At 70.7% G+C, this 20,888-nt stretch carries 13 protein-coding genes and 1 pseudogene; 5 read left to right on the plus strand and 9 right to left on the minus strand.

Going from position 1 to position 20,888, the window contains the following annotated elements; all coding sequences use genetic code 11:
* The 3 genes from ABT160_RS42615 to ABT160_RS42625 all read left to right on the plus strand — a co-directional run.
* A partial coding sequence (locus ABT160_RS42615; RefSeq protein ID WP_351654508.1) for a polymorphic toxin-type HINT domain-containing protein occupies positions 1–1,653 on the plus strand: 1,653 nt, incomplete at its 5' end.
* Between the two features lie 11 nt (positions 1,654–1,664).
* Positions 1,665–2,960, plus strand: coding sequence for a contact-dependent growth inhibition system immunity protein (locus tag ABT160_RS42620; protein ID WP_351654510.1), 1,296 nt, complete (start codon positions 1,665–1,667; stop codon positions 2,958–2,960).
* Positions 2,961–3,119: 159 nt separating this feature from the next.
* Positions 3,120–3,338 (plus strand): hypothetical protein, encoded by a 219-nt coding sequence (locus tag ABT160_RS42625; protein ID WP_351654512.1) that lies wholly within the window; start codon positions 3,120–3,122, stop codon positions 3,336–3,338.
* A gap of 27 nt (positions 3,339–3,365) precedes the next feature.
* Here ABT160_RS42625 and ABT160_RS42630 read toward each other — a convergent pair whose 3' ends face one another.
* The 9 genes and pseudogenes from ABT160_RS42630 to ABT160_RS42670 all read right to left on the minus strand — a co-directional run bounded on the left by ABT160_RS42630 (position 3,366) and on the right by ABT160_RS42670 (position 18,501).
* Positions 3,366–7,034 (minus strand): NACHT domain-containing protein, encoded by a 3,669-nt coding sequence (locus ABT160_RS42630; protein ID WP_351654513.1) that lies wholly within the window; start codon positions 7,032–7,034, stop codon positions 3,366–3,368.
* Between the two features lie 221 nt (positions 7,035–7,255).
* Positions 7,256–10,768 carry a tetratricopeptide repeat protein gene (locus tag ABT160_RS42635; RefSeq protein WP_351654515.1) on the minus strand — a complete coding sequence of 1,171 codons (3,513 nt, stop codon included), beginning with the start codon at positions 10,766–10,768 and terminating at the stop codon, positions 7,256–7,258.
* A gap of 59 nt (positions 10,769–10,827) precedes the next feature.
* Positions 10,828–11,145, minus strand: coding sequence for a trypco2 family protein (locus ABT160_RS42640; RefSeq protein ID WP_351654517.1), 318 nt, complete (start codon positions 11,143–11,145; stop codon positions 10,828–10,830).
* Positions 11,146–11,301: 156 nt separating this feature from the next.
* On the minus strand, positions 11,302–11,994 hold the full coding sequence (locus ABT160_RS42645; RefSeq protein ID WP_351654519.1) for a hypothetical protein: 693 nt from the start codon (positions 11,992–11,994) through the stop codon (positions 11,302–11,304).
* Between the two features lie 142 nt (positions 11,995–12,136).
* Positions 12,137–13,522 carry a cytochrome P450 gene (locus ABT160_RS42650; RefSeq protein ID WP_351654520.1) on the minus strand — a complete coding sequence of 462 codons (1,386 nt, stop codon included), beginning with the start codon at positions 13,520–13,522 and terminating at the stop codon, positions 12,137–12,139.
* Positions 13,519–14,592 (minus strand): terpene synthase family protein, encoded by a 1,074-nt coding sequence (locus ABT160_RS42655; protein ID WP_351654522.1) that lies wholly within the window; start codon positions 14,590–14,592, stop codon positions 13,519–13,521. Before ABT160_RS42655 ends, ABT160_RS42650 begins: the two co-directional genes overlap by 4 nt.
* Positions 14,593–14,961: 369 nt before the next feature.
* Positions 14,962–16,326: an NsdA family TPR-like regulatory protein gene (locus ABT160_RS42660; protein WP_351654524.1), complete on the minus strand. Its 1,365-nt coding sequence runs from the start codon at positions 16,324–16,326 to the stop codon at positions 14,962–14,964.
* A 526-nt stretch (positions 16,327–16,852) separates the two neighbouring features.
* Positions 16,853–17,584: pseudogene (locus tag ABT160_RS42665) on the minus strand (transposase); the annotation flags it as partial.
* 20 nt (positions 17,585–17,604) lie between these two features.
* Positions 17,605–18,501: a patatin-like phospholipase family protein gene (locus ABT160_RS42670; RefSeq protein WP_351654526.1), complete on the minus strand. Its 897-nt coding sequence runs from the start codon at positions 18,499–18,501 to the stop codon at positions 17,605–17,607.
* A 54-nt stretch (positions 18,502–18,555) separates the two neighbouring features.
* Here ABT160_RS42670 and ABT160_RS42675 point away from each other — a divergent pair, with 54 nt between their 5' ends.
* Together ABT160_RS42675 and ABT160_RS42680 are read left to right on the plus strand one after the other, a co-directional pair.
* Positions 18,556–19,107: a TetR family transcriptional regulator gene (locus tag ABT160_RS42675; RefSeq protein ID WP_351654527.1), complete on the plus strand. Its 552-nt coding sequence runs from the start codon at positions 18,556–18,558 to the stop codon at positions 19,105–19,107.
* Positions 19,108–19,335: 228 nt separating this feature from the next.
* Positions 19,336–19,860, plus strand: a complete 525-nt coding sequence (locus ABT160_RS42680) for a hypothetical protein (RefSeq protein WP_351654529.1) — start codon at positions 19,336–19,338, stop codon at positions 19,858–19,860.
* The last annotated feature ends 1,028 nt before the right edge of the window (positions 19,861–20,888 follow it).

Below are 20,888 nucleotides of genomic sequence, written 5' to 3' on the forward strand. Positions count from 1 at the left end.
GCCCAGCAGGCCGCCAAGGACGCGCGCGCCGCGGCCGACCGCGCCGACACCGCCGCGACCGAGGCCGAACAGGCCGCCAAGGACGCCGAGAAGTACGCCAAGGAAGCGCAGGAGGCCATTGAGGTCGCCCAGCGCAACGCGGCCAACCAGCAGATCAAGAGCGGGGCCGGAACCGGCACCGGTGGGGTGTTCTACGTCGTCGACGAGAGCTCCATGGAGATCACGGACGCCAAGCAGCACGAGCCGTGCGAGATCGAGGCCGGGCTCGGAGGCTGCACGGTGACCTTCACCGTCACCTTCAACGTCCGGGCCGACTTCTTCCTGTGCACCAACCCGGACGTGCCCGCGACGGTCAACGGCTGCCCGCCGGGCGACACGGTTCTCCTGATCGACAACAAGCTGTTCACGGGCCTGAAGAAGGACGTCACCAAGTACTTCACCAAGCTGGAGATCATCCAGCAGACGCTCACCTACCAGATCCTCAAGGCGGTGCTGGTCCAGGACTTCATCGACTGCTGGCACGGCAGTGCCAGTGCCTGCGCCTGGGCCGCGAGCAACTTCATCCCGGGCAAGGCCTTCGAGAAGGCCGGCGAGGTGATCCGCGCCCTCGACGCGGCGCTCAAGACCGGCATCGGTGTCGCGGATGCCTTCAAGGCGCTCAAGGCCCTCGACCTGGACCCGGCGGCCCTGGCCAAGCTCGAGTCCACGGTCAACGCGTACGAGGACCTGGTCGTCTCGTGCAGGCTGAACAGCTTCACCGCGGACACCCGGGTGCTGATGGCCGACGGGACACGACGGCCGATCGCCTCCGTGCGCCCCGGCGAGTACGTCATGGCCACGGACACCAGGACCGGGACCCTGCGCCCGCAGCCGGTCACCGACACCTTCCAGCACCCCGCGACCCGTCTGCTGACCATCGGCCTCGAGGGCGGCGCCAGCCTGGACACCACCCCGGGGCACCGGGTCCGGGCCAAGGGCCGCGGATGGATCGTCGCGTCCGACCTCAGGGTCGGTGACGCGCTGTTCGGACCCGACGGCGGCATCCGCGAGGTCACGGCGCTCCACGACCGCTCCGGCCTCGAGGCACGTCGGGTGTACGACCTGACCGTCGACACGCTGCACAACTTCTACGTGAGCGGCGAAGGGAAGCGTCCCGCCGACGTCCTGGTGCACAACTGCATCAACCTCGGGGACGAGAAGCTGCCCAGCCTGCGTGCGTACGAGGACGAGATCCACACGCTCAAGGAGCACGTGGACGCGGACGCCGCCGAGGCGTTCCGGCTCGCGGCGAAGAAGGGCAAGCCCAACTCGGTCTGGACCAACGGGGAGATCGCGCAGCAGGCCGTGGACCGGGTCATCTCGGACTACTTCCACAAGCGCAACGCCTCGGGCCAGCTCGTCCTGGACGAAGGCAAGTGGAACGCCTTCGAGCGGTGGAAGGCCAAGGCCAAGGACGGTGAGCAGTACCCCGTCACGATCACGGGCACCTGGGGCGAGTACCGTTCCCTCGGCAAGGCGTACCACCCCGACGGACGCACGATCACGGACGTCGGCAACGAGGTCGTGGTGATCCTGATGAAGGTCAGGGGCCACACCGGCAAGGGCCGGGGCGGCTACGTCGTCAAGACCGCCTACCCGTCCGGCACCCCGTAGAGGAAACAACCGTGTCAAAGTCGCGTCCGACCTACGCCGAACTCGGCTACGGCGAGGACTTCGGCCTCACCGGCCTCACCGAGCTGATCCACGCCCGCGCGGACCAGCCGGACCTGGCCGGGGCCCGGGCCCTGGTGGCCAGGGTGGCGGACGGCTCGGAAGGGGAGGAGGCGGCCGAGCTGGGCGAGGACGCCCGGCGGCTGCTCGCCTCGCCCCTCTCGGACGCGACTTTGCACGCCCTGTGGCTGGCCGCGGTCGGAGCACGCTTCGACCCGGCCGGCCACGGCATGACCGCACGGGAGTGGCTCGAAGAGGTCTCTGATACGGCGTCGAGCCGTTCGCGCGCCACGCCGGTCCGGCCCGTCCTCGACGAGGACCTGTGCCGGGCGGTGGCGTCGCAGGTACGCGCCACGGCCGCCGCACTGGTGGCGGCCGGGGCGCCGGGCCCGCTCCCCGAAGCCCTGGCCGAGGCCGCCACCCGCGCCGACGCTGACCTCGGCCTCCGGCTCCTGCTCAGGGCGCTGAAGGCGTACGGGGTACCCGTCGAGCCGCAGCAGTACGAGCGGTTCCAAGACCTGGGCGAGCGCTTCGGCTTCCCGACACGCGTCGCGTACGACGGCCTCGACGTCCGGTGGCCGCCGATCGACACCGCACACCGTGACCCCGAGAGTGACTTCGGCCTGCCGTGCCTGGCTCTGCACTTCATCGGCGGCGCGCACCACGGGACCGGACTGGACCAGATCACCTGGCTGGCCGGAGCGGATGCGGTCGGTCAGCCCCCCGGCTGGGCCGCGGCCGCCCTGTGGCAGGACGCCGCACGGCTCCTGCGCTCGGACCTGCCCGCCGACGCCCTCACCATGCTCTGGGTCGCGGCCACGGACCGGCACCACGACCCGGCCTCCTGGGGTATGGACCCCCGCGACTGGCTGCGGGAGGTCACGCGGATCTGCGAGGAGCACCTGCGCACCGTCGCCCCCGGGTACGAACCGGTGCTCCCGCCCCCGGACGACACCCTGACCGCGCCCGTACTGCACGAACTTGCGCTTCTCAATGCGGAGTTCGCGAACCGGTCCGTCAGTCCGGCCTGGCAGCCCGTACCGGGCGATGCGGTCATGGCGAGCCTGCGGAGCCTGGCCGCCCACGTCGACGCGGACCTGGCACTGAGACTCCTGCTGTTGCTGCTGTCCAGCCTGTCCGTGCCGTTGGGCCCAGGACAGTACGAGCGGCTGAAGGCCCTCGGCACGCAGATCGGCGCCTCCTCCCACCGCCTGATGGCGCTGGAGGACCAGGTCCGCCCGACGGCCTGACCCCGCACTCTCGGTGGCCTTCGGTGTCAGACCCGCCGAAGACGCCCTTGAGCTGTGGTTTCGTAGGCTCGATGCCGAATTCTTCGGGATCGTTCGGAGTTTCGCCGCCAGGCACTCCGCCGCACCGAACCTGGTTCCACCAACGAATCGGGAGGTGCGATGAACAAGGTCGTCACACTGCGGAGCGCGGTCATCCTGGGGGCTGCGGTGATGGGCGGTTCCGCGGCCGGCACGGCTGCGGAGGCGCTGGTCCATCTGACCCACCAGCCGCTGCCGGGGGTCGTGGGAGTCGTGACCGGCGGCGCGACGCTGTGGTTCGCGGAAAGGCTCGACCGGATGATCGGAGAGCAGGACAGCGAGGGACAGGGACAGGGCTGAGGTTCCGACCGTCGGGAGCGGCGCTCTTCAGGGGTGCCGCTCCTGCGTCTTGCGGTCCAATCGGTACGCGACGGCGGGCGGGCGCCGCATACCGGTGTACGCCTTGCGCACGTAAGCCGCCTCGTGCGCGTGCAGCGCGTTCAGGGCGCCCGGGTCACGGACGATGACGAGGGTCGCACAGGTGGTGCACCATGCCTCGGCGTCGAGGGCGACGGCGAGTTTGAGCAGCCGGACGAAGGCACTGCGCCTGGTCCGCGGGGTGGAGACGTGCTTGGCCGTGGCGAGAAGTTGGTCGAGTACCGGTGCGTCGGTCCAGGAGGGGTCCGGCAGGTGCAGGAGCTGCGCCATGACCCCCTTCAAGGCGTCCGGACCGCCCCGGCTGAGCTGCCGGTGGGCGCAGGCGAGGAGGGTCACGTCCGTGTCGTCGTCCAGGTGCACGCTCTCGGGCATGAACCCCCGCTGCAGTTCCTCGGCCAGGGCTGCCAAGGTGTCGGCCACGAAGTCGTGCGGCAGCCGGGGCGCGTCGTCGGCGAGCCTGCGGCCCACGAGCCCCACGGCGTGACGACGGGCCTTGCTGTCACCCACTCCCCGCAACCCCGAGAGGCAGGCCTCGTACCAGGCCTCCAGGTCGCCCGAGTGCGCGGGATCGCACAGGAGCAGGGACACCAGCGCATGGGCCAGGGACGACTGTCGGCCGAACCTGTCACGGGTGAACACTGCGGTGAGTTCGGCCAGGTCGACATGGGCGGGCAGGGCCGTCTCCAAAGCGAGTTCGGTGTCCGGATCCCGCAGGGCCCTGGAGCGACGCAGCGCATCGAGGGTCACCTCCGGCGCGATCGCGATCTCCTCCGCCCTTGGAACTGCCACCTGCGTGATGCGGTGGTCCACGGGCTGCGCGAAGGCGTTCCCGGGCCCGCCCAGGCGTACCAGGACCTCTGGCGTGCCGCCCGCTGCCCTACCCGCCAGGACTGTTCCCACCGCCAGGGTGAAGGCGTCCCAAGAGTCGGGGCTCAGCTGCGACTTCCACAGCGTCGCGTGAGACCGCCACTGCCCGGCGGCGGCCTCCGGGGCGCCGACGAGTTCACCGAAGCTGATCAGGTCATCGGTCAGCAGGGCGAGGAGGAGCAGATTCACGCTGTAGCAGGCGTGGCGGTAGGGGACGGCGACCCGGACGGGTTCGTAGGAGCGGCCGGGACCGCCGCCCCGTCCGCCCGGCCGGACGAACAGCGCTTCGGGGAACAAGTCGCGCGGGACGGGAGACCCCGGCGCCGTCAAGTACCGCAGGTCCTCGATGATCCGGTTCCGGTCGGTCAGCGGGGCGTACGACAGCAGGTCGAACAAGAGCTCCTCGTACTCCCGCTGCCCGCCGCATCGCGCAAGCGTGCGTGCGATCTTCCGGGCGACCAGGTACTCGCCGAAGGTGGCGTGCAGGAACTCGTACCACAGGCGGTCCCGGTCGTCCTCGACGACGGCCTTGGACTCGTGCACGAAGAAGAACCGCCCGAAGAGCGCGCGCGCCGCGGGGCCACCGATGACGTGTGCGGGGGCACGCAGGTGGACGAGGTCGTGATCCGCCTCCTCGGTGCCGACGCCTTGGCGACCTCGGTTGAACATGGCGACGGCGACCACCGAGAGCTGGTCCAGCTCGTTCTCGACCCGTTCGTCCAGTTCCTCAGGCCGCAGGTCGCCGTGGTGCCTGACGACCTCCCGCTCGACGAACAGCCTCAGCAGCCGCTCATACAACTCCGCGCGCTCAAGCGGGGCGTCATCGCCCGAGGAGAGGGGCGACACGGCGTGGTAGAGCGCGAGCATCAGGAGCAACAGGGGCTGGTCCACCAAGTCCTGGTTCTGGGCGAGGTAGGCGGAGGAAAGGGCAGCGTGACGGTGGCGGCGGAAGTAGTCCTGGTTCCTGGCGTTCCACACGTCCTTCCAGTGTGCGACGCGGCCTTCGTCGAAGGGTTCCAGGCGCAGGATTGTGGTCCCTTCGGGGACCTTCGCCCAGTTGGCGACGACGGTACGGCTGGTGACGATCACGGCGACCGGGCGCCCGTTGTCGGCCGAAGTCCGCTGGAACCGGGCCACGTCCTCCAGGTAGTTCCAGTGGTCGGCGCCCCCGGCCTGGAGCAGTTCGTCGAACCCGTCGAGGACGAGCACGGGGAGCAGCCCCTCGGCGTCGTCCACGACCGTCGCCCAGGTCGCGTCCTGGAGGGTGTCCCGCTTGAGTGCCTGGGAGATCTGCCCGAGCACGTCGGAGTCCGCCCGCACGTTGCGCAGTTCGACGCGCACGGCCAGGAAGTCCTCGGGCGGCAGGCGCGCCGCGAGGAGCCGGGTGAGCAGGGACTTGCCCGTGCCCGGGTCGCCGAGGACGATCAAGGGCCGCCGGGTGGCGACCGGGTCCGTGAGGAATGAGGCCAGGAATCCTTGGAGTTCCTCGCGCACCGGCGTACCACGCCACCAGGCGTCGACGTGCGCCTGTGTGTCCAGGTCCGAGACGGTGACGCGAAAGGCCGGGTTGACGTACCCCTCGGCGAGCCCGGGAACGCCGGGTGATGGCTCGTCTGCCCTGCCGAGGGTGATGGGACTGATGGGCTGGTCCAGCGCTGCGCGGTAGCGGCCGGCCAGCCGGGTGGACCACGCGCTGGCCTTCCGGCCGGGTTGGACGGTGTCGCGCAGGAGCACCTCCAGGCCGCTCAGCCCCCTGCCCGACTGGGAGAGTGCGCGGTGGAGAGCGGTCAGGCGCTCGTGGGCGTCCCCCGTGACGCTGGGCGGCGACAGGGAGTCCTTGAACGCGTCACCGTCGTACCAGCCCGTCCACAAGAACAACTCCGGGCATTCGGCGCCGACTTCGCAGAGCCGTTGCTCGTAGTGGCGCAGGCAGGCCGCGGTCAGATCGTGCGTCCCCTGGGTGCTGGGGGAGATGTGCTGGAGCAGCAATACCTTGAAGCGCGCGGTCATCAACGCCCTGTGCTGCGCGGGGGTGAGCAAGGGCGAAGGTGACGGACCGTACGCTTCCGTGTGCAGTACCGGCAGCTCGTTCGTGGCGAACGGAGTGAACGACCCGACGCCCTTCAGGAACCCCTCCAGGACCAGGATCGTGTGCGCGGCGTGCACCACGTGCGGTCGGTGCACACGGCACAGGCGCCTCACCCGCGGCCCCAGGCCGGACACCAGTCGCCTGAGCAGGAGCGGAAGACCGTCCTGTGGATCGGGCTCGTCGGACTCGTCGTGCGGACTGTCGTAGGCCTCGGAGAAGTAGTGCTCGATGTCCGAGTGCAGCGTCCGGCGCTCGTGTGCGAGGAGGCGGGCCGTGGCCCGCAGGTCGTCACGGGTCCAGAGCGAATAGGCCTTCAGGGCCGTCAGTCCTGCCTGGCCGCACAGCTCGCACCGGGCCGGGCCGCTCGCCGGCGGCTCCACGGAACTGGCCCGCTGGCCCCGCCACAGGTCACGCTCCAGCTCGTCCAGCCGCTGCTTCCAGTAGGTGCGCTGGTCGGTCAGCTCCTTGTCGGCGTGGCAGGCGCGCAGCACGGCATCCACTACCGACCAGTCGGGCTCCTTCGTCCGCTTGCCGTTGAGCAGTTCCGACAGCGCCGACTCGCTCAGGGCGAGCGTGCCACGCAGTGCGGGACGCAGACTTCGCTGGTCGACCATGCGCTTCAGCGGCCGCCAGAACGCAGCCATCAGCTCCCTGTCGGACACCGCTGTACCTCCTGCGCGCACATTCCCTGCGCGGGAGCTTACGACCGCGCCTCCCGCCCGGGCCCCCTTTCCGTCAGGTCCGCAACGCCCCCGACGCCCGCGCCCAATGGCAGGAGTTCCACTGGCAGCCGTCGGACCAGAGCGGCCCGCGTGAGGAGGCGCCATGTCCAGCGCGCGGCCAGGGGCGCAATCGGGTCGTACAGACACGTACGGGCCCGGTGTCACCGTCCGTCGCGCGGCGGAGGCGCGGCCGTCTGGCCCTTCAAGGGTCGGTACTCGAGCAGGGCCAGCTCGGGCTGGAGGCGGAACGCCTCCGTCACGGCGGCCAGGGCCTCGTCCCAACGGCGCATGGACTCCAGGTGCCGGGAGAGCGCGTACAGGCTCCTGGCCAGGTTGGGCGTGTGCGTTGCGGGGTCCGTTGTGACCAGGACCCGGTAGACGGCTACCGCTTGCTCGACGGGCCTGCTCGCCTCCCGTATGCGGCCGGTCGTCTGCAGACGTGCGGAGAGGGCGATGAGGCTGCTCGCGAGACCGGGCAGGTGGACCGCGGGGTTCTCGGCGGCCAGCGCCTGGTAGAGGCCGAGCGCCTCCTCGGCGGTCCTCACTCCTTCCTCGGTCCGGCCCGCGTTCGCCTGCTGGAGGCTGAGGGTGAGCAGCTTCGACGCCAGGTGGGGAACGTGGGCACCCGGGTACGTGCGGGCCAGGCCCCGCAGGGCGCTGGTGCACTCCTCGGTGGCGGCGAGGGCCTCTTCGGTCCGGTCCAGGTCCGCGTACAACTGGCTGACCGTCGTCAGGCTGGCGATGAGTGCCAGCGCGTGCGCGGCGGGCTGGATGGCGATCAAGCCGCGCTGGATGGCCAGGGACTCCTCGGCCGCCGCGAGGGCCTCCTCCTTGCGGCCCAGGTCCTGCAGGGGCCAGGCGAGGCGGCCCAGGCTCTCGGCGAGCCGGGGCAGGTGGGAGTCGGGGCGGGCCTTCGCCATGGTGCGGCTGATGTGGACCACGCGTTCGGCGACTTGGAGCGCACCGTTGAGCCAGCCCATCTCCGTACCCTTGACGGCCAGGTCGTCCAGGGTCGCCAACAGGCCCGGTGCGTAGGGGCCGTTGGCGCCCGACTTGCCTTCCTGGAGGCGTGCGGCCTCCATGAGCGCCTCCATCGCCTCCTCCCTGCGGTTGATGTCCCACAGGCAGTGCGCGTGTACGGCCAGGCTCCGGGCGAGCTGGCGCGTGTCGGCGTCGGAGTCCGTCCCGGCGCGGCGGCGCAGGTCGACGGCCTCCTGCGCGGCCGCCAGGGCCTCCTCCCGTCGTCCCAGGTCCCCCAGCCGTGAGGCCAGGTTGTTGAGGCTTCCGACCAGGTCCGGCGTATGGGTACGGGGATCGGCGTCGGCGAGGTGGCGCGAGCGCGTGACGGCCTCCTCCATCGCGGACAGGGCCTCCTGCGTGCGGCCGAGGTCGCGCAGCTGCCCGGCGAGGGAGTTGAGGCTCGCCACCAGGGGCACGGCGTCCGCGTCCGCGTCGGCCAGGCCCCGGGCGAGGGCCACGGCTTCCTCCAGGGGCGCGAGGGCCTCCTCGCGGCGGTCGAGGTCCGCCAGCCGGGAGGCGCAGGCGTGCAGGCTCCCGAGCAGGTCGGCCGTGCGGCCGGGGGTGTGCCGGGGCAGGGCGCGGTAGCGATCGGCCAGCAGAAGGGCCAGGTCGCAGGACCAGACGGCCAGACGCTGGCTGGGCGGGACCTGGTCGTTGAGCCGCTTGAGGACGTCCAGTCCGGTGGCGGGATCGGTGGTGATCTCGTGCAGCGCGGTGATGAGGGGCGTGGGGTGCTCGACGAGTGTGGCCGTGGACATGGCCGTCGGCGCCAGGTCTCCCTGGTGGCGTACGCAGAGCGCGGTCAACTGCGGGTCGAGCCGTCCCTCGAAGACGGGGTGCGCGGCGGCGCGGCTGTAGAGGGTCAGCACGCGGGCGGCCTGTACGGCGCTGATGCCGGGCACGAGTCGGTGGGCGAGCCGGGAGTCCGCCTCGAGGCGACGGCCGATCAGGCGTTCCGCCAGCCGGTCGGGCTGGAGCTCGCCCCACGGCTGTGCGTCGATCGCCGGGTAGAGGCCGGCGATCCAGGCCAGTACACCACTGCGGCGGTCGCGCGGCTGGTCGTCCAGGCCGGGCACCTTGTGGAGGACCTCTTCGGCGTCGTCGGGGGTGGCGGCGCCGACCAGCAGGGCGGCGACGAGGGCGGAGTCGAGCGTGGCCGTGCTCAGCCCCGGACTGAGCCCGAGTGCGGTGGCGCTCTGCTCCCAGTAGCGGCGCTCGTGCAGGAGCAGGCGGTCCTCGACGGCGGACGCGGGGCCGGGGGCGTCCTGGGCCGGACGGGCCTCGGCCGCGTCAAGCAGGTCCGCCAGTGCCGTCATGTGGAGGGTCAGCGCGTTGTCCAGGCCGGGCCGGTCCACTTCGGGAGCGGGCAGTGCGGCGGCGAGCGCGGGCCAGTCGCGCGGCTGCGATCCGCGCACCTCGGGCAGCGCCGCGGCGAACGCCTCCACCGCGTGCCGGTAGGACTCCGGGCGGGCCGCCACGTCGCTCTCCAGCGGCGGCAGGGTGACCACCGGGGTGCCGTCGAGCAGTTCCTCGGACGTATGGCTGGCGGCCTGTGCGCTCGTCCACCAGTCGCCGGCGGTACGGGCCAGCAGGAGGATCTTGAACGGACTGTCGCCCCCGTGCTCCGCGGCGGCTTCCAGCAGGGCCGCAAGCTGGGCGGCCCGGGTCTCGGCGTAGTCGAGGACGACCAGCAACGGCTTGGCGGCCCTGCTGACCGCACGCAGGCCGGACGGGTCCGCGCCGGCCCGCGGCCACAGGACCGCCCACCCGTCCGCGGCCAGAGTGGCGGCCAGTTGGTGGGCCAGCCGGGTCTTTCCCTGCCCTGCCGAGCCGTGCAACAGCCAGCTGCCGAAACCCTCTTGCCGACACCAGCCCAGGAGTTGACCCAGGAGCTCCTCGCGCCCGCGGAACCCCACCACCTGCCGCCCCGCTCGCAGCAGTGCCGCCGCGGAGCCCGGGCCACCGCCCGCGGGTACCGGGGGGTCGGCCTCGGCCAGGTCCTGGAACTCCACCGCCTCCAGGACCCCGGCACCGCTTCCGTGCCGGTCGAGCACGGTCCGGAACGCGTCGTCGTGGTGCAGCACGTAGGCGGGCACGACGGAGAGGGCGGCGTGTCCGGAGTGGCCCGCGTCGGCGGCGACCACGCCGGTCAGCAGCCGGCCGCAGAACATGGCGGCCCCCGACATCCCGCTCCACGGCGATGAGCCGTCGGCGGGCCAGACGGGCGGGTGCTGGAGCAGGTTCATCACGTGCCGGTTGCCGACGTAGCCGCTGCCCGGGTTCGTGGTTCCCGCCAGTTGCGCGGTCTCCACCCCGGCACCCGGACGCTGGACGACGTCCGGTACTCCCCACGTCGCGCAGGGCTGTGAGGGGTGGTCGGTGACCAGGCGCCCCCAGCGCGCGTCAGCCCCCGGCGGCGGCTTCCACATGTCGTCGTCGATCTCCACCAGGGCCGCGTCCGCACGACCGCCGGGGGTTCCGCACCACACCACGACTCCGTCGAAGACGGCGCCGCCGCCGGGCCGGTACAGCTGCACCGGCGCGCCGCGACGTTCGACCACGTGAGCCGACGTGAGCACCAGCCGGGGAGCGACGAGGTAACCCGAGCCCGGACCGCCCTGGCCGCCGACCCCCACCAGACGTTCCCGCCTCACTCCATCCCCCTGTCCGACGGCTCCTGGTCCCTGATCCCGCGCTCTCAATCGGGATCAGGTCAGTCCGGGATGCGGCCGCTCACGTCCCCGGGGCCGTCGGCACGCGCGGCCCTGCCGCCGACGAGCAGGTCCCCGCCCTCGGCGTTGCGGGGCGCCAGGGTGAAGGACACGCGGTGGGTACGCCCTCGGGACACCCCGGCGTCGGCGTCCGCCGTCACCGCCCACACCCGGAACCCGGCCTTGGCCCGCGCGTCGGCGCGCAACTCGACCTCGAACTCCATCTCCACGGGGCCCACCGCGAACGTGATCTCCTGCCCCGCACCGCGCGACGCAGCCGCGAGCAACTCGTCACGCACCGCTGCCACCGCGTCTGCCAAGCCTATTTCCACGATCCCCACCGTCCTGACGTCCGCTTGCTCCGCAGGAGCAGCGTAGGGGCAAGTCCCGTACGCCATCAGGCGATCATGAAAGATGCGGCCGTTCCTGACGTCACGTCGGCTCGGGGCTTGGGCGTCAAGTGAGGTGGGGACGGGTCAGTGACGGGGAGGAGGGCTGAGGGTGGGGGAGTCGGCGGACCGGGCCATGGCGAGGCCGCTGGCGGGCAGCCAGAGGCAGAACAAGCCGACGGAGAGCATGAGCGGGATGTGCTGTACGGGCGGTGTGATGGCGGGCAGGAGAGCGAAGACCGGCAGCGTGAGGTGGCACGCGGCCGTCAGCGTGGCGAGTGCGTTCAACGGGTTGGTGGGCCTGGAGAAGCCGGTGGGCAGGGTCGCCCAGACCGCGGCGGCGATCACGGGTCCGAGCATCGCGTACAGCAGCAGCGCGAGCCTGAAGGGCTGGGCGGTGGGGGCGCCCGCATCGATCGTCAGCGTGACCGTGGCGTTGAGGGCCGCGTAGACCGCCCAGAGCAGGGCGGTGAGCGCGAGTCCGGCACCGGCGACCAGGGCGCGGACGGAGGAGGCCCGCCCGGTGGCGCAGAGGTGGACGGCCATGGCCGTACCGCAGATCAGTACGAGGGGAGCGGCCAGCGCGAAGCCCAGGGAGCGCACCAGCAGGCCGGTGCGGTGGTCGGTGTAGTAGGCGACGATGGCGGGGTCGGTGGCGTCGGCGGCGGGCGGGACGAGGTTCCATCCGTCGGCGAGGAGCGAGCCGATGGCGAGGAGAGGTACGGCGACGGCGGCGAACCCGGCGGTCTGGCACCAGCGGTGCGTACGTACGTCGGACACGGGGAGACTGGTCGTTGTTGTCACGGGGATGGGCTCCTTCTCCGCGCGGGCACGGGCGCGGGTGCTGGCGGTGGTGATGGGGCCGTGGGCCGACGAACTCGGCCGGCCGGAGACGGAAGCCGATGGGGAGGGGCGTCGCGTCTCAGGGTGTGCCAACACGTATTCGAAGCCGCCCGGGGGTGTGCAGGAAGCGAAGTCGCCGTGGGGGGAGGGGGGATGTGGGGTCGGGCGCGATCGTACGGGTGGAGAGGATCGAGGCGAGGACCAGCGGCGCTTCGAGGAGTGTGAGGTTGTCGCCGACGCACAGGCGGGCTCCGCCGCCGAAGGGAACGAAGGCGCCACGGGGCGGTTTGAATCCGCTCGACCATCGCTGCGGGATGAAGCGGTGAGCGTCCGGGTAGTGGGCGGGAAGCCGGTGCAGCAGGTAGGGGCTGTAGATCACTGTCGTGCCGGGAGGGACTCGCAGTCGGCCCAATTCCGTGGACTCGGTGGTGAGCCGGGTGAGCAGCCATCCCGGTGGGTGCAGGCGCAACGCCTCCAGGACCGTGCCCTTGAGCAGCGGCATCCGGGCGAGGTCGTCGAGGGTGGGGGGCCGCCCCTGGAGAACGGTGGCGATCTCGGTGCGCACGGCGTGCAGGGTGGCGGGGTCCTGGGTCAGGAGGCTCAGGGACCAGGCCAGGGTGGAGGCGACGGTTTCCACGCCGCCGAGGAAGAGGGTGAGGATCTCGTTGGAGAGTTCCTCGGGGGTGAATCCCTGGTCGTCGGCGTCTCGGGCGTCGAGCAGGACGGACAGCATGTCGTCGGACGCCTCGGTGGCGTTGTCCCGGATGAGCCGGTCCGTGATGGCGCGCAGTTCGGTGCGGGCCCGGTCGAAGTGGTGCTTGCCCGGGGTGGGGATGCGTGCGAGGGGCGAGGGGAGCAGCAGGCGGGTGTCCGAGCCGTGAAGGATGGCGGCGATGACGTCGCACACCCGGTCGACGTCGCTGAGGGGCAGGCCGCGGGCGAACATGGTGCGTACGGCGATCCGTGTGGTCAGCTCCTGCATCGCCGGGTACACCTCGGCCTGCCCCGCGAGCCAGCCGTCGTCCAGGCGGCGTCCGGTCTCCTCGACGACGGCCCGGGCATAGGTGTGCAGGTGGTCCGGGCGGAAAGCGGGTTGCATCATGCGTCGCACCCGCCGGTGCCGGGGACGATCCGAGGTCGTGACGCTCTCGCCGACGAGGTCGCGGACCCGGTCGATGAACGGGCCGCCCTTGGCGAACACGGTGTCGTCGGTGAGCACCCGGTGGGTCAGCTCGGGAGTGCACAGCACCACGGCCGGAGTGGGGCCGAGGCGGACCGGCACCGCTGCACCGTGCCTGGGCAGTTCGTCCAGGAATCCGTACGGATCGCGGAGCAGCGCCGGGAGGTCGCCGAGGAATGGCCACGGTCGGCGGGGGCGTCCCTGTCGGGCGGTGGCAGGCGGTGGTGCTGCCCTGTGGGGCGCATCGGCCCGCGGGATGGCCGTCGGTCCTTTGTGCGTGGTCATGCCGTCCACCACCACGCGACGCCGGGGTAGGGGAGCGGGTCGGTGGCCACGCCGTGTTCGGGCCGGCTGAGGATCGTCTCGGGCAGGCGGGCGGGGTCCTGTGGGTTCAGATAGCGTCCGCTGTTCAGGCTCCAGTCCAGGTTGCCGCGGATCCATTGGTCCAGCAGGCCGAGGTAGCGCCGTCCTTCAGGGCTCAGGTCCGGGCTGGTGGCGCGCGCGAGCGTCAGGTAGCGGTGCAGGACGGTGTCGCGCAGGGCCACGGCCTCGTGGAGTGCGTCCTGGGGTGGGCGACGGGTTTCGGTCGCCAGGACGTCGACGAGGTTGATGCCGTCCCCGCAGCGGAGGGTCTCTTTCCAGTGGGAGAGGAGGTCGTTGTCGTAGCCGACGAGGGCGCAGCACATCTCGGTCAGGGCGCGTACGGCGGGGGAGGTGAACTCGCCCGCCGGTATGGTGAATCCGCTGGTGACGTCCAGGAGCGCACAGCAGACGGGCATCGAGCCGTTGGCGATGCGGGCGCCGAGGTAGGCGTCGAGGGTGGGGGCGGTGTGCCGGGAGCGGTGGGCCGCTTCCCAGGTCTGGTAGGCCAGGTAGGAGCGCATCGCGTCTGTCCAGCGGACCAGTTGCAGGGGGCGTGCGCTGCGGGCGATGCGGTTGCGGAGGTCGAGCAGGGCGTGCTCGTGGGGGGTGGCCTTCGGTGGGGCCTGCCCTGTCTCAGCGGTGCGTACGAGGCGGGCGACGAGCAGGGCCAGGGCGCCGGGGTCGTCGCCCAGGGCGCCTTCGTCGCAGTAGGCGTCGTCGAAGGTGAACAGCCACAGCAGGTGGTCGGCGGAGAGTTGGGCGAGTGGTTGTGGTGCGTCGGGTTCCACCGATCGGGCGCCGAGCTCTCCGGCGTGGATCGCTTGGGCGCGTTGTCGGCGGTCGGTGTCGGGGGTGAGTCCGTGGCTTTCGGCCCAGGCCAGGGCGGCGGCGTCGAGTGTTCGCCAGGCAGGGTGCAGACGTTGGGGAAAGGGGCACCACAAGGCGGGGACGTCGAGCGGAGTGGGAGAGTCGGTCTGCGTGGTGGGGGGCATCGGGAACCCTTCACTCGTGGGGAGGGTTGTGGGTCGGGGCCGACCTGTTGGTTCGCTCAGCCGTCGCTGGAAGAGGGCGGAGAAGCGCGCCGATGCGTCGTTGCCCGGTGTCGGATCGTTGTAACGCGTTGGATGTACGGCTGCCCTTGACCCGCAGAGGAAAACGGGTCAACTCCACTCAACCCGTGCGTGTGTTGCGCGGTTGTGCCTTTGTGAAAGCAGGCCGTTGCCGCGACTGCCCGGCCAACCATGGCGCAACGAACGACTGGTCCATTTACGCGAATCCGCCCGGGCGAGCAGCAGCCGCCGACGCCCTCCGCCTCCTGACAGGCAACTGCCGCGACACCACTGGAGATGCGGGTGGGGTGCTTACGCGTCGGTCCCGTGGTCTTGCAGCGTACGGGCCTGTTCCCTCAACGCGAGAGCCTCACGCTGACGGGGAAAGAGGGCCAGCGCCTCGTCGAGGCGCCGGCAGGCGATGTCGGCGTGCGCAGAATGCAGGAGGGGGTACTGGGCGAGGAATGCCTGAGCATGCGGGACTGCCGCATCAAGCCGCCGCAGGGACAGGTACACCTCGGCCAGGCGCGCATGGGTCAGCGCGGTGGCCCTGCGTTCGCCGTCCGCGCGGTGCCGTGCGCACGATTCCAGCGCGGCCAGAGCGGGGCCCTGGTCCCGCAGCGCAGCCAGCGTCTGGAACCTCTGGTACTCCAGACCGGCCCTCTGATACGTGCCGAAGGGACCGGGGCAACTCGATGCCTGCTCATGGTGGCGGTCAGCGGCTCGCAGGTCAGCGCGGGCCTGACGACGGTCACCTGCTCGCGCGTGAGCGTGGGCGCGTTGACTGTAGAGGAAGGACAGCGATGCCCCGTCGGCACAACTTCCCAGGACGGACAGGGCGCCATCTGCGAGGCGCAGAGCCTGCGGGACGTGACGCAGCCTCAGGGCCTGCGTGCTCATGGCCCTCAGGGTGATGGCGTACTGGCGCCTGTCCGGGGCGATCCGCGCAAGCTGCAGTGCCCCGCGGAAGTACTCCTGGGAGAGGCCGTAGTGCCCGCTGTCGTCGGCCATGCAAGCCAGCAGGTGCGTCAGCTGCGCGGTGGCCGTGAACACCTCCTGCTGTTCCTGGGCCGACCGTGCGGGTGTGGTCAACTGCGGGGAGGCCATGTTGCGCAAATACGCTGCGAGTAGCGGCTCGGTGACCCTCCCCCCATGCTGTTCGGCCAGCAGGGCGAAGGTGTGGGTCATATCGCGGTGGGTCGTGGTGAGACGCTTCGCCCCGGCCTCTTCGGTAGGGCCGTGGGCGACAGTGTGAAGGGAGGTCCGCCAGGATGGCAGGGCCGGCACGGCGAGACTGTAGGCGCTGAGCGTCAGGAAGGCGCGTTTACGCGGGTCGGCGTCGGCATGCCACAGATCGAGGAGCCGCTGCACCGTATGAGCCTCGCTGGACTGGACCGAGTTCACCAGTGCAGGGGCCTGTTGCAGCTGGGTGAGCCCGGTGTCGTGTGCGGTGATCAGGTGGCCGACGCGGTGGGTCAGCGCGGCGGCCACCAAGTCGGGAACCGGTCGACGAGGCCGGGTGCCGGACAGCCAGTGAGCCACTGATGTACGGTCGTACCGCAGTCGCAACCCCTGATCAGCACCCAGAGCGTTGACGGCCCGGGCCAGTTGCGCGCCGCTCCAGCGCGCTTCGACCAAGAGCGCGGCCAAGTCGTCGTTCGGGTCACGTTTCGACACGTCGCCCTCGTTTCCCAGCCCCAAGTACACAGTCACACGCCGCGCCTTAAGGTTCTTTCCCCCGCATGCGTCACCGATGCGCATCCCCGGGAAGCCAGCTTGAACCCCCTGGTTCCGGCCTCCCGGGAGCGATACGGCGATGACCGGCACGAACCATCGTCCGGAAGGCGACCGGACGAACGGTTCTCACGGCTCGCAGCGCTCGTCGCGATCGCCAGGAACGCGAGGCCTGATGGCCACTCCGGCGTGGAGTGCTCAGCCCCGGCCCGGCGTCATTCCCCCTCTTCGCCCCGGACTCGTATCGGCCAGGCCGCCCGATGCTCTTGCCGCGGGCCGCCCGGCTCCGGCCGGGACATGGAGGGCGAGCAGTGGCCGGGGGCGCGACCCGGTGGCCGTGGCCTCGGTTATGGCCGGATGGCGCAGCCCTACTGTGCCGGGGTGCAACCCAGGGCGCCGACAAGGGAGTTCTGCGCGTCGATGGTGAGGCACTTGTAGAAGCGGGCGGGGCTGCCGCTGGCGGTAGGCGCATGGCGTAGCGAACGCCGTCGCCGCGTAGGCGACAGTCGCGGAGGATCTTGTACGTCTTCATGCGGGCACAGCAGTGCTCGATGCGGGCTCGGATCTGCTTGTGAGACTTGTTGTGTGCCTTCTTCCAGGCTGGAAGTTCCTCGCCCGGCCGGCGGCGGTGTGGCATGACGAGTCCGCTGCCGGGATAGCCGCCGTCCGCGATGGTCGTGGTGGTGCCGACCGCGGCCTTGGCGCCGGACCCAGCCCAGGCCCGGCAGTCGTTGCGGTTACCCGGCAGCGGCTGGCCAACGACCACGATCAGGCAGGTGTCGGCGTCGATGACAACCTGGTGATGGGTGGAATATCGGTAGTTCTTCGACTGCTCGGCAACCTTGTGATCGCGGGTGGGCACCAGGGTGCCATCCACGATCAGCACAGCGTCCTCGGCGAACCGCGGGCGGGCCCGCAGGGCAGACTTCGGCCCGAGGCAGTCGATCACTCGGCTCGCAGTTGACTTCGACACCCCGAACAGCAGGGCCAGTTGTCGCATGGTCAGGTTGGTCCGCCAGTACGCAGTGACCAGCAGTATCCGGTCCTCCAGCGGCAGTTTCCACGGTCGGCCCCGGCCGCCGGTGTCGGCACCCTCATGCCGCAGTGGGTTCACCAGCTTGGCGAACACGCGGGGGATCAGACCACTGAACGGTTCCATCCAGAACGGCTCCGACGCCGTAATCACACCAGTCCCAATCATGATCATCATGGGGTGGTGGATCACTCCGGGAGTGATCCACCAACGCCCGGTTCGCCGCCGTGGTTCAGCTCCACATCTGCTTGATGTCGGGGGCGAGGGTGCGGCCTTGGCGGCGGCCTGCGTCGGCTGCCGCGCGGGCGCGGGTGGGGTCGTAGGGGTTCGATGGCTTCGCGGGCGGCGGCGTCGGGGGCGGCGAGGAAGGCGTGGGCGCCGGTGCCGTTGAGGCGCGCGACGTCGTCCTGGGCGCTGGGGATACCGGCGTGGCCCTCGGGCATGGGGGCGAGGACGACGATGCGGTCGTGTCCTGCGGCCAGGGTGGCGTTGGCGGCGGAGACCATGCCGGCGTCGATCCATTCGCGGCCGTCGAAGTGGACGCTGGGCCAGATGCCGGGCACGGCGCCGCTGGCGGCGGTGGCGGTCTCGATGTCGATGCCCGCGTCGGGGCCCAGCAGGCGCAGCTGGCCGGTGTCGGCGTCGGTGACGGCGACCCGCATGGCGGCGGGCCAGTGGGTGGTGCGCAGGCGGGAGCGGACGACCGCGCGGCGGGTCTCGGTGTCGACGCCCGCGCCGAAGGTGCGGGCGACCCGGCCGAATCCGGCGCCCACCGCTTCGGGGTCGCCGGCGCCGGTGATGAATGCCTGGGTCCAGCCTTCGTAGACGGCCGGGTCGGTGTGCATGACGGGTTCGTTCTCGCCGGCGTGGTCCTGGTCGGCGAAGAGGGTCTCCCAGTCGGTGCCGGAGGTGTAGTTGGTGCCGATGAAGGAACCGGCCGATGTGCCGATCACGGTGTCCGCGTCGCGCAGGTCCACGCCTTCGTCGAGCAGCCCGGCCAGGACGCCGATTTCCCAGCCCATGCCGGTGACGCCTCCGCCGCCGAGGACGAGTGCGCGGGTGGGGGTGGGGGTGGGGGAGGACATGGCAGCACCTTTCCGAGAATGACCATTTCCGATAATCGACGTTACCGTAAGAGGATGGAGAACGCTCAGCGCGGCCGCAGGCGCCACCCCGACATCGCCCCCCTGGCGCTGGAACAGACCCTGATCCTGCTCCAGGCCCATGGGTACGAGGGCCTGCGGATGAAGGACGTCGCCGCGGCCGCCGGAGTCGGCCTCGGCGCGCTCTACCGCCGTTGGCCAGGCAAGGAGGAGATGGTCGCGGACGCCTTGCGGGCCGACCGGTCACTGCACGCCACACCCGACACCGCCGACCCGCTGGCGGACCTGACCGCATCCGTCGAACGCATCATCACTGCACTGCCCCAAGGGCTCGGCAGACTGATCGCCGCATGCGTGAATGAGCCCGACTCCGCACTGGCACGCGTGACACGGCAGGCGAAACTCACCCCCATGATCGACACACTGACCGCCCGCCTGGAACGCGTGACTGCACCCGCACCCCACACTCGCCGCCGGGCCGAAAGCGGTCTGTCCTACATCCTGTGGAAACGCGCCTTCGAAGGAGAAGCGGCCAACGCCGCCAGCCTGTGCGACGAGGCACTCACCATCATGGGTGCACGGCCCTGATGCCCAACGCCAACAGGCCCGGCGGGACATACCGGTTGGCCACGAGCTTGCTTCGGCTTCCCGGCGCGCTATTTCGGGACACCTCTTAGGGAGCGGTGAATTCGTCACCGCTTTCCCTGTGAAGGATTACGGGGACTAGCCTCCGCGGGGCGCGCACTTTGTGCGCTCCCCGCGTACCCCGGACGCCAGAAGGTCAATCCCGACACCGTAATCAACTAGGATTCTGCCATGCGCAACGACCGGGAACTCGTGCAACTTCTCCACACCCTTGACCGCCTCCCAAGTGATTCGCTGGAGTATCCGCAAGGATTTGACGCAAATTTGGCTCTCGCGAAAGCGAAAGGATTGGCAGAACGCCTCTCCATCGATTTCTCGTCCGCCTGGAGAGTCGCACCCAACCAGGATGCCAATTACTACTTTGCTGTCGAACCAGAAGACTTTGAATCTGGCCCACTCGTCGGGATCCGGCTGAGCAACTTCGGCAACCTTGCTGCGGTGACCACCCCGCGTCCCGATAGCCACCCCGACCTGGAACAGGCGGTGGCGGACGGAGTCCTGTCTCCTGGGCAGCGAGACCTCATCGTCGTCGCGCTTGACGCCATCGGCTACACGCTGATCCCGCAGTACCTTCTGCACCGGCGCTATGATGGAATCTCGAAGATTGCTGAAATGGGGAAAAGGGATTTGCTCCTCACGTACCCCGATGATCTTGGGCATGCCGCGTGGTGGAACCGGTTTTTCGAGTACATCTGAATCGGATTCCAGAGATGCGCGCGAACGATCGCCGAGCGGCGCTGGCGAGACACACGGCCGCGCTGACGCACCGCGCGTGAGCGCAGCATTCGTCGGCAAGGTCGCTGAAGCGCGGCGGCCGACTGATGCGCCCCACGGCCCGCCGTCGCGGGCGCGAAATCCGCTTGGCCGTCCTGCGTGCGGGGGCAGCGCACGGGCGTACCCGAGGATGGTGGCGCCCTCCGGATGATTCATGTGGGCGAGGGCGATGGCGCCCGTGGGCGTGTCGGCCAGTCGGCCGGCGATCGTATCCGCGCCGGCAGTCGCGCCCTCGTCGGCGTTGACGGCGAAGCTCGCGCAGCGCAGCCCCAGGGCGGTCACGATCTGCGCTGCGACCTCGTCGCAGTGTGCTGTCCCCGGGCGGAAGAACCGCGGGGCACAGCCCGGTAATCGGGTCATGCCGTCCTGATTGCCCATGATCTTGTCGTACACCTCGGCGGCGCTGCGCGTCCTGGCGATGCCGTACGCCGCACGCCCGGTGACGGACAGCGGGACGTGGGCGGTGCCATGGTTGGCCAGCTCGAAGAGGGGATCGTTCGCCAGTTTGGGCCGCCCAGCTCCTGCGGCCGCTGCCCAGCGGCCTCGGCCGCCGTCTCGTACGCCGCCCGCACGCTGGGCGCCTCGTGGATCAGCTTCACGAACCGGGTGGCGTTGAAGTTCACGTGGGTGAGGGTGGAGAACAGCCCGTACGCGACGAACGTGGACGTCTTCCGGATCGGTGGCGCCGAGGGCCCTGCCCCGCACCGCGTACTGGGACATGCCCTTGCACAGGTGGATGAGCAGGTCCTGGAGCGTGAGCGGGCGGCCAGGTGGTGCGACGAGGGCCAGGGCGTGGTGATGACCGGGGGTGTTGAAGCCGCCCCTGCCGTCGTCGGCGAAGGGAACAGCCCGGGGCGGGCGGGGCGGACCGGCCCGCCGCCCCCGGGGTGAGATCAGGCGTAGCGGGGGGAGTGGTAAATATGGGTGATGTAGGGGGGGTTTCAGGGCCC

The organism is Streptomyces sp. NPDC001941 (assembly GCF_040296945.1).
GTDB lineage: Bacteria > Actinomycetota > Actinomycetes > Streptomycetales > Streptomycetaceae > Streptomyces.

Coding starts and splice junctions, on each gene's coding strand:
- ABT160_RS42625 (WP_351654512.1), top strand. CDS start 3,120: ATGAACAAGGTCGTCACACTGCGGAGCGCGGTCATCCTGGGGGCTGCG.
- ABT160_RS42680 (WP_351654529.1), top strand. CDS start 19,336: ATGCGCAACGACCGGGAACTCGTGCAACTTCTCCACACCCTTGACCGC.
- ABT160_RS42655 (WP_351654522.1), bottom strand. CDS start 14,592: ATGCCCCCCACCACGCAGACCGACTCTCCCACTCCGCTCGACGTCCCC.
- ABT160_RS42670 (WP_351654526.1), bottom strand. CDS start 18,501: ATGTCCTCCCCCACCCCCACCCCCACCCGCGCACTCGTCCTCGGCGGC.
- ABT160_RS42650 (WP_351654520.1), bottom strand. CDS start 13,522: ATGACCACGCACAAAGGACCGACGGCCATCCCGCGGGCCGATGCGCCC.
- ABT160_RS42675 (WP_351654527.1), top strand. CDS start 18,556: ATGGAGAACGCTCAGCGCGGCCGCAGGCGCCACCCCGACATCGCCCCC.